Source organism: Bacillota bacterium (assembly GCA_040754675.1).
Lineage (GTDB): Bacteria > Bacillota > Limnochordia > Limnochordales > Geochordaceae > Geochorda.
The window spans coordinates 1-9,699 of the sequence record JBFMCJ010000117.1 but is presented as its reverse complement, the minus strand read 5'-3'; the positions used below and the strand labels follow the sequence as shown (position 1 = coordinate 9,699).

Here is a 9,699-nt window from a genome sequence, read left to right as displayed (position 1 = left end):
CCGTTGCGAGACAGCTCATGGACAGGCTAGGGGGGTCTTTGTCGATCGAGGACAACCTTGCCGGCGGCACCGTCGTGACGCTGCATCCACCCCATATCTCCAATCCCCTGACTGCTGCTCGCCCGCCCGCACCCACCCCCTCCCGGGACGCTCGCCTGGCGGCCCGGGCGGCCTCTCCCCCGCCGCAGAGCCTGAGCCCCCGCCAGCAGCGTCTCGTGCTGCTCCTGGCGGACGCGGATGAAGTCGGCCCGAGCGCGGTCTCCCAGCACCTGGGGCTGAGCCTGACCACCGCCTTCCGGGAGCTGGTGGCCCTGGAGGGCATGGGCCTCGTGGCGTCGGACGGTTCGGGAAAACGCCGTCTCACGGCTGAGGGGATAGCGGCCGTCGAGCGCCTGGTTCGGGAGGAGATGGGCGCCGCGCTCCACCGCGGGTGAGGAGCGCACCTTTGACTCAACGCCGCGGGTTTCCGCCATCTCGAAAAGACCAGCGCGAGTGGCGCTCAGAAGCCCGGTCAACGGCCTGGCCGTGTCGGTCTCTCCGACGGCCAATGACCTGGAGGGCTATGCATGGGCTCGCTTTCGGAGCTATGGTACGCAACCATCTCTTTGCTGAGTGAAAAGGAAGGCATGAGCCCGGGGTTCGACGGGTGGCTTCGCGCCGCGCGCCCGCTCGGTATCGAGGGAGCCTACCTGCTTGTAGAGGTGCCCGACCCTTTCACCCGGGACTGGGCGCGGGCCCGTTACGGTGCGGCTCTCGACCAGGCGCTCTCCTCGCTGACGGGCAGGCAGTTCCGGGTGCAGCTTGTAGCGCCGGGTGAACGCGGGCAGCTTCCTCAGCCGGACCAGGCGTCCCCGACCGCGTCGCCTTCTGTGCCGGCAGCAGTGCCCCCAGAGGGCGATTCCGATCCGCCCGCCCCCTCCGGCCAGACGCTCAACCCCCGCTACACGTTCGACACTTTCGTGGTGGGCAACAGCAACCGTTTTGCTTACTCTGCCTGCCTCGGCGTGGTGGCCAACCCGGGAGGCCCTTACAATCCCCTTTTCGTATACGGCGGCGTTGGGTTGGGCAAGACGCACCTGCTCCAGGCCGTGGCCCACCAGTTCCTCCGCACGCGCTCGCACCTGCGCGTGCTCTACGTGACGACCGAGGCGTTCACCAACGACCTGGTGGACTCGCTCCAGCGCCGTAGCATGCCCGAGTTCCGCAATCGCTACCGCTCGGTCGACGTCCTGTTGCTCGACGACGTTCACTTCGCAGCGGGTAAGGAGAGCACCCAGGAGGAGTTCTTTCATACCTTCAACACGCTCTACGAGGCAGGACGCCAGATCGTGCTCTCAAGCGACCGCCCGCCGACCGAGATCCCCAAGCTCGAGGAGCGCCTGCGTTCCCGCTTTGCGTGGGGCCTGCTGGCCGATATCCAGCCTCCGGACTTCGAGACGCGCCTCGCCATCCTGCGCAAGCGCTGCGAGACGGACCACGTACCGATGCCGGACGAGGTGCTACGCTACATCGCCGAGGCGATCCGCTCCAACATCCGGGTGCTCGAGGGTGCGCTGCGCAAGGTCGCAACCGCCGCGCGCCTCGCCGGGTCACCTCCCAGCGTCCAGGTCGCCTCCGAGGCGCTTCGCGATCTCTCCGAGTCCCAGCGCCGTCCCATCACCATCGAGCGCATCCAGAACGTCGTGGGCGAGCACTTCGGGCTCTCGCCGGCGGAACTCAAAGGGAAGAGCCGCACCCGGGACGTGGCGCTGGCGCGCCAGGTCGCCATGTTCCTCGCTCGCGAGCTGACCCAGGCCTCGCTGCCCCACATCGGCGAACAGTTCGGCGGCCGGGATCACTCCACCGTGCTGCACGCGGTGGAAAAGATCCAGGCCATGAGCCGAACGGACCCGGCGCTCCGGGATCTGCTGCGCCACCTGCGCCAGCGCCTGAGCCAGTCCTGAAAACGAACGATCCTTGGGGTGTGGGAAAAACCGATGAAAAGCCACCGAAACCCGTGGAAAGCCTGTGGAAAGGACGGGCCACTTTCCACAGCCCTCACGTTTTCACCGCCTCTTTGCGGGAGTTCTCCCCGCTTTTCCACGCTTCTTCCCGCCACTTCTCCACACGACACCGGCGCCGCAACGACGGCCTCCGTCCGCCTTTCAGGGGGCTGTCCACCGCCCCTTCTATTGCTGCTTTCATCAGCTTGTTGTCGATCTGGTGGTCGTAGCCACGTGCACGCTGTCCGTCATGGGCAAAGACCGGGAGAGGTGGGGCCTTGATGCACCTGGTTTGCGTTCGTGAGGAACTCGCCCTGGCTCTCGCGCTGGCCGAGCGCGGCGCTGCGGCCAGAGAGAACGTCCCGGTACTCAGCGGCGTTCTCATCTCGGCCGGCGAGGGGCGTGCCGAACTGCGCACGACCGACCTCGAGATGAGTATCTCGGCGTCGGTGAACGCTCGGGTCGAAGAGGCCGGGGCCCGGGTGGTGGACGCGCGCCTTTTCAGCGGGTTGGTGCGGCGCCTTGGGGCCGGGGAGGTGGACATCCGCACGGCGGGAGACGGGCGCACCGTGGAAATCCAGTCGGGCGGTGCGCGCTTTTCCCTGGTTTCCATGCCTGCCGACGACTTCCCCGACTTCCCCGAGCTGAACGACGGGTGGCGGATCCAGGTCCCCGCAGGGGTGCTGGAAAGCGCCATAGGCCAGAGCCGCTTTGCCGCCGCCAGCTCCGACCAGCGCCCGGTGCTGAGCGGAGTCCTGCTGGAAGTCGAGGGTACCCAGGTGAGGCTGGTGGCCACGGATAGCTCACGCCTCTCCTACCGGGGGCTGTCAGCCGAGAAGGTCGAACCGCTTGGCAATCCCGGGCTCTTCTCGCCTCGTGCCATCCTGCCCGCCCGGGCCCTGGAGGAGATGCAGCGGATATGCGGGTCGCTGCCGGCCGAGAGCGCCGTGGAGATGCTGGTCGGCGAGCGGCTGGCGGCCCTGCGTTCCCCCTCGGCCGCCCTTGTCACGCGGCTCATCGAGGGCAACTTCCCCCCGTATCAGCAGGTTTTTCTCGAAGATCTGCCCCGGCGGGTACGATTTAAGCGACAGCCCCTCTTGGAGGCCATTCAGCGGGCCGCGCTGCTGAGCCGGCGCGGGCCTGCGGTGGTGCAGATCCAGGTGGAGGACGGGCAGGTCGTCCTGCGCAGCACCGAGGCCGACGTGGGTGAGGGCGAAGAGTCGGTGGAGGCGGCGGTGGAGGGCCCGCCGTTCCAGGTGGCCTACCAGGCACGGTTCCTCGAGGACGTGCTCAAGGCCTTCGACAGCGAGGAGATCCTTCTCGAACTCGGGGATCCCACGCGGCAGGGCACGGTGAAGGTGCCAGGCGACGCCGGCTACCGCTATATCGTGATGCCCGTCCGGCTCGGTTAGAAGCCGGGTTTCGGCCAGGAAGGGAGCTCTCGGCGTGGCAGCGGTCCCGGTCAGCATCAAGATCGAACCCATCGAGCTTCAGCAGTTCCTGAAGCTGAGCGGGGCCGCGCGTACCGGTGGCGAGGCCAAGCTCCTGGTGGCCCAGGGCCTCGTCAAGGTCAATGGGCGCAGGGAACTGCACCGCAGCCGCAAGCTTCACCCGGGCGACGAGGTGGAAGTGGTGGGGCGGGGGCAGTTCGTGGTCATCGCACGGCTGGGTTAGCGTGCGCCTCGCGCGACTGCGGCTTGCCGGATTCCGCAACTACGCGCAGGCCGAACTGCAACCGGGCGGCGGCCTCAACCTGATCGCCGGCGCCAATGCGCAGGGCAAGACCAACCTGCTCGAGGCCATTTGGGTGCTGAGCGGGGCCCGTTCCCTGCGGGCGGCGGACCAGGGGCAGTTGGTGCTTTTCGGCCGGGCGGCGGCCAGCGTCGAGGCGGCCTTGCACATGGACGCCTCCGGTTCGCAGCGGGACCTTCGCTTGGTGCTGCACCGGAGCGGCCGGAGGGCGTTCTTCGTAAACGGCAAGGCCGTCCGGCGCTTCGCTGGCGTGGTGGGAAGCCTGGCCGTGCTGTGGTTCTCTCCCGACGAGGTGGACGTCGTGAGAGGCGCGCCGGCGCAGCGCCGGAGGTTCTTGGACGTCACCCTGGCGCAGGTGGACGCCGTCTACCGCGATGCGCTCCTGCGCTACACGCGCATCGTCTCCCAGCGAAACCACCTGCTTCGCGGTGCTCGCGACAGAGCGGCGGGCGAGTCGGCTCCCGTGCTCCTGGACGCCTGGGACCAGCAGCTGGCCGAGGTGGGGGGCGAACTGACGGAGCGCCGCCAGGAGCTGGTGCGGGAGCTCGAACGGCGGGCCGCCGGGACGCAGGACGAGATGACCGGGGGCGGCGAGGCGCTCAAGCTCCGCTACCGCTCCACGGCGAACGGGCCCGGGGCCGGCGGAGGGGAGCCCGGCGGGCCCGGGGAGGCCGCAGAGCGCCTTCTGGCGCGGCTTCGCGCCCTGCGCCCCGCCGAGCTCGCCAGGGGGGCCACCCTTGCCGGGCCGCACCGGGACGACCTGGAGATCCGCCTGGGCGACACCGACCTGCGCTACTTCGGCTCCAGGGGACAGCAGCGCACGGCCGCGGTCAGCCTGTTCGTGGCCGCGTGGGGCTGGATGAAACAACGTATCGGCGAGCCGCCGGTGCTGCTCCTGGACGACGTGGCCTCCGAGCTGGACGAGGGCCGGCGGCGGAGGCTCTTTGCCGTATTGCCCCGTGAGGCGCAGATCTTCCTCACCGGCACCGACGCCGAAGCCCTGGCAGCGGCCGCGCGGGGCCACGGGGAGGTTCGGGTGTGGAGGGTTTCGGCGGGACGGCTGGAAGTTGTTCCGGGCTCGTGAAAAGGGCGGGTCCTTGGGGGCCGGGAAGGGGCGGATGTTCGCTTTGTACGTGCATCTCGGAGGCGACGTCGTCGTCAGGGCCCGGGACGTGGTGGCCATCGTGGATCTCGCCGCCATGCAAAGGCGCGGGCTCTCCGTCGACCAGATCGTGAGAGGGGGCGACCACGCCGGCGGAGTCACCGTGGTCGGGGATGGCGTGGGGACGTCACTGGTCGTCACGGCTTACGGCATCTACGTCTCGCCCATCTCCCCGCTCACCCTTCGGAGGCGGGCGGCCACTCCGTGGGCAACCGAGCGCGAGGAGGGCGGGATAGCGGTCCTATCGGGGAGATCCCGGCGGCGGACGGCTCGCAGGCGGCGTCGAAGCCTTTGACAGAAGGGCGCGGGTATAATTAAGCTGGAGTTCGCGGTTTTTGCTGGGTAGAGGAGGCCTTTACGTTTGACCCCCGCTCGAAAGAACGAAAAGCTGGCCAGCGCGACCCCGTATGGAGCCGAGCAGATTCAGGTGCTGGAAGGGCTGGAGGCCGTCCGCCGCCGGCCCGGCATGTACATTGGCAGCACCGACGAACACGGGCTGCACCACCTCGCCTACGAGGTGGTCGATAACAGCATTGACGAGGCCATGAACGGCTTCTGCACCGAGATCGACGTGCGCGTTCATCCAGACGGGTCGCTTTCCGTTGACGACAACGGCCGCGGGATTCCGGTCGAGGTTCACCCCAGGACCGGACGGCCCGCCGTGGAGACCGTCCTGACCACGCTCCACGCCGGCGGGAAGTTCGGGCAGGACGGCGGCTACAAGGTGAGCGGCGGCCTGCACGGCGTGGGTGTTTCGGTGGTCAACGCGCTCTCGGAATGGCTCGAGGTGCAGGTCAGGCTGGGTGGCAAGCTTTACCGCCAGCGCTTTTCCCGAGGTAAGCCCACGACCGAGCTCGAAGCCGTTGGGGAGACCGACGGAACGGGCACGCTGGTGCGCTTCAAGCCCGATCCTGAAATCTTCGAAACGACTGAATTTGACGACGAAACAATCCTCCAGCGCCTCCGAAATCTGGCTTTTTTGAATGCTGGGTTGATGCTGCGGTTTACGGACGAGCGGACGGGCCGGTCCGAGTCGTTCCACTACGAGGGCGGAATCGTCGAATTCGTCCGCTACCTCAACCGCAACAAGGATCCCCTGCATCCCAGCGTCATCTACGCCAACCGGGAGATCGGCGGGACCATCATTGAACTCGCCCTTCAGTACAACACCGGCTACCTGGAGACCGTCATCACCTTTGCCAACAACATCCACACCACAGAGGGCGGGACCCACCTGGCCGGCTTCCGGTCGGCCCTCACCCGCACGCTCAACGATGCGGCGCGCAAGCTCGGCATGCTGAAAGAGGGCCAGGATAACCTGACCGGCGACGACGTGCGGGAGGGCCTCGCGGCCGTCGTCAGCGTCAAGCTCCGCGAGCCGCAGTTCGAGGGCCAGACCAAGACCAAGCTTGGCAACAGCGAGGTCAAAGGCCAGGTGGACTCGGTGGCCGGAGAGGCCATCAGCCTGTTCCTCGAGGAGCATCCCCAGGAGGCCCGCCGCATCCTCGAGAAGTGCATCACGGCCGCGCGGGCCCGCGAGGCGGCCCGTAAAGCCCGGGAGCTCACCCGCCGCAAGAGCGCCCTGGAGAGCACCGGGCTTCCTGGGAAACTCGCCGACTGCATCCTGACCGACCCGGAGGAGTGTGAGCTTTTCCTGGTGGAGGGCGACTCGGCCGGCGGCACCGCGAAGCAGGGCCGGGACAGGCGCTTTCAGGCCATCATGCCGCTGCGGGGCAAGATCCTCAACGTCGAAAAGGCCGGAATGGAGAAAATCCTGTCCAATCTTGAGATTCGCGCCATGATCACGGCACTCGGCACCGGCGTCGGGGATGAGTTCGACATTTCCAGGGCCCGGTACGGACGCATCATCCTGATGACCGATGCCGACGTGGACGGAGCGCACATCCGCACGCTGCTGCTGACGTTCTTCTACCGCTACACCCGCGAGCTCATCGAACAGGGCCGGGTCTACATCGCCATGCCACCCCTCTACCGGGTTCGCAAGGGCAAGAAGGAGCACTACTGCTACTCGGACGCGGAACTGGAGAGGCTGTTGAAACAGCTCGGCTCGAACGCCGTGGAGATCCAGCGCTACAAGGGTCTCGGCGAGATGAACGCCGAGCAGCTCTGGGAGACGACCATGAACCCGGAGACCCGATCGATTCTCCGGGTCACGCTGGAGGACGCGGTCGCCGCCGACGAGATCTTCACCATCCTGATGGGCGAGCAGGTGGAGCCGCGCCGCCGCTTCATCCAGGATCACGCCCGCGAGGTGCGCAACCTGGACGTTTAAGGGGCCGACGCTTTTGCCTTGGCGCCGGCAAGAGACGGGCGTTGACGCCTCTCGTACCGGTTTGAAGGGAACTGGAAGATGGCAGTTGATCGCATCGGCAAAGTGATCCCCATCGAACTTGAGGACGAGATGCGCCGGTCTTATATCGACTACGCGATGAGCGTCATCGTAGACCGCGCGCTGCCCGACGTGCGCGACGGGCTGAAGCCGGTTCAGCGGCGCATCCTGCACGTAATGAACGAACTCAACCTGCGCCCCGACCGGCCGTTCAAGAAGTCGGCCGCGGTCGTGGGCGAGGTGATGGGGAAGTATCACCCCCACGGCGATGCCCCCATCTACGAGGCCATGGTGCGTATGGCCCAGGAGTTTTCGTATCGCTACCCCCTGGTGGAAGGACATGGGAACTACGGCAGCGTCGACGGCGATCCACCGGCGGCCATGCGTTACACCGAGGCCCGCCTCTCTGCCATCGCCATGGAGATGCTGCGAGACATCGACAAGGAGACCGTCGACTTCGTCCCCAACTACGACGGCACCCAGAAGCAGCCGGTGGTGCTGCCCGCGCGCATCCCGAACCTGCTCGTCAACGGCGCATCCGGCATCGCGGTGGGCATGGCCACCAACATCCCGCCACACAACCTGGGCGAGATCATCGATGCCGTGGTGCTCCTCATCGACCGGCCCGACGCCTCCGACGAGGAGCTCCTCAAGGTCGTGAAGGGCCCCGACTTTCCCACGGGCGGCATCATCATGGGCACCGGCGGCATCCGCCAGGCCTACCTGACCGGCCGGGGCCACATCCGGGTGCGGGCGAAGCTCACCACCGAGCCGATGGGCGGCGGGCGCATGCGCATCGTGGTGACGGAACTGCCCTACATGGTCAACAAGGCCGCGCTCATCGCCAAGATCGCCGACCTCGTGCGGGAAAAGCGCATCGACGGCATCACGGAGCTGCGCGACGAGTCGGACCGGGAAGGCCTGCGGATCGCCATCGAACTGCGCCGGGACGCCCAGCCGCAGGTCGTCATCAACCGGCTCTTCAAGCACACCCAGCTCGAAGAGACCTTCGGCGTCATCATGCTGGCGCTGGTGGACGGCACGCCCCAGGTGCTGAGCCTGCGGGAGGCGCTACGCCAGTATCTGGATTTCCAGGTCGAGGTCGTCACCCGCCGCACCAGGTTCGACCTGGAACGGGCCCGGGAGCGGCTGCACATCGTCGAGGGGTTGCGGATCGCTCTCGACCACATCGACGAGGTCATCCAGCTCATCCGCTCGGCGAAGGACGAGGCCACGGCGCGCCAGGGCCTCATGGAACGCTTTGGGCTCACCGAGCGCCAGGCGAACGCCATCCTCGAGATGCAGCTCCGCCGCCTGACCGGCCTGGAGCGCAGCAAGCTCGACCAGGAGCACGCCGAACTCGCCAGGACCATCGAGCGCCTCACCGCCATCCTGGGGGACATCGACCAGGTGTACCGGGTGATCAAACAGGAGCTGCTGGAGCTGCGGCGGCGTTTTGCCGACGCCCGGCGAACGCAGATCGCGCAAGAGCAGCCGGAGGTCACCGAGGACGACCTGGTGGCCCTCGAAGACATCGTCATCACCCTGACCCACAACGGGTACATCAAGCGCCAGCCGACCTCCACGTACCGCAGCCAGCGCCGCGGCGGGCGGGGCATCTCGGCCATGGCCACACGCGACGAGGATTTCGCCGAGCACCTGTTCATCGCCACGACCCACACCTGGGTGCTGCTGTTCACGGACATGGGCCGGGTGTATCACCTGAAAGGCAGAGAAATCCCAGAGGCATCGCGGGGAGCCAGGGGCACCTCGATCTACAACCTCCTCGCCATGTCCACGGACGAGTCGGTGGCGGCGGCCATTGCCGTCACGCGCTTCGACGAGGGCCGCTACCTCTTCATGGCCACGCGCAACGGGGTGGTCAAGAAGACGCCGCTTTCGGAGTTCGAGACCAACCGGCAGGGCATCATCGCCTGCCACCTGGACGAGGGCGACCGGCTCGTGGGCGTCCGCCTCACGGAGGGCGAGCACGAGATCCTGCTGGTGACCCGGTCCGGCCAGGCGGTGCGCTTCTCGGAGGACGAGGTGCGGCCGATGGGCCGGTCGGCCAGGGGCGTCATCGGGATCCGCCTCGCCCCCGGCGACCGGGTGGTGGCCATGGACGCGGCCCGGCGGGGCGCCGACGTGCTGGTGGTCACGGAGCGCGGGTACGGCAAGCGAACGCCGGTGGAAGAGTACCGGTTGACCCGGCGCGGCGGCAAGGGCGTGCGCGCCATCGGCGAGAGCACCAGAAACGGCCCGGTGGTCGGCACGCGGGTGGTCGAAGAGGGCGACGAGGTCATGCTCATCTCGGCCCGCGGGGTCATGATCCGGCTCAACGTCTCCGACGTCTCGCGCCAGGGCCGGACGGCCCGCGGGGTTTTGCTCATGCGGCTCGATCCGGGCGACACGGTATCGGCGCTGGGCCAGATCGCGGCGACGAAGGACGGGGC

The 9,699-nt window shown here is 67.6% G+C and carries 8 protein-coding genes; all 8 read left to right on the top strand.

Annotated features, from left to right (window positions below; translation table 11 throughout):
• A partial coding sequence (locus tag AB1609_08700) for an ATP-binding protein (protein MEW6046547.1) occupies positions 1-434 on the top strand: 434 nt, incomplete at its 5' end.
• A 132-nt stretch (positions 435-566) separates the two neighbouring features.
• A complete protein-coding gene (gene dnaA, locus AB1609_08695) occupies positions 567-1,943 on the top strand; it encodes a chromosomal replication initiator protein DnaA (GenBank protein ID MEW6046546.1) in 1,377 nt (458 codons plus the stop codon).
• 320 nt (positions 1,944-2,263) lie between these two features.
• Positions 2,264-3,394, top strand: a complete 1,131-nt coding sequence (dnaN, locus tag AB1609_08690; protein MEW6046545.1) for a DNA polymerase III subunit beta — start codon at positions 2,264-2,266, stop codon at positions 3,392-3,394.
• A 34-nt stretch (positions 3,395-3,428) separates the two neighbouring features.
• A complete protein-coding gene (locus AB1609_08685) occupies positions 3,429-3,656 on the top strand; it encodes an RNA-binding S4 domain-containing protein (GenBank protein MEW6046544.1) in 228 nt (75 codons plus the stop codon).
• 1 nt (position 3,657) lies between these two features.
• Positions 3,658-4,818: a DNA replication/repair protein RecF gene (gene recF / locus AB1609_08680; GenBank protein MEW6046543.1), complete on the top strand. Its 1,161-nt coding sequence runs from the start codon at positions 3,658-3,660 to the stop codon at positions 4,816-4,818.
• Positions 4,819-4,831: 13 nt separating this feature from the next.
• Positions 4,832-5,191, top strand: a complete 360-nt coding sequence (gene remB, locus AB1609_08675) for an extracellular matrix regulator RemB (GenBank protein ID MEW6046542.1) — start codon at positions 4,832-4,834, stop codon at positions 5,189-5,191.
• Between the two features lie 66 nt (positions 5,192-5,257).
• Positions 5,258-7,189, top strand: a complete 1,932-nt coding sequence (gene gyrB / locus AB1609_08670) for a DNA topoisomerase (ATP-hydrolyzing) subunit B (GenBank protein MEW6046541.1) — start codon at positions 5,258-5,260, stop codon at positions 7,187-7,189.
• Positions 7,190-7,267: 78 nt separating this feature from the next.
• On the top strand, positions 7,268-9,699 hold a 2,432-nt coding region (gene gyrA, locus AB1609_08665), incomplete at its 3' end, for a DNA gyrase subunit A (GenBank protein ID MEW6046540.1).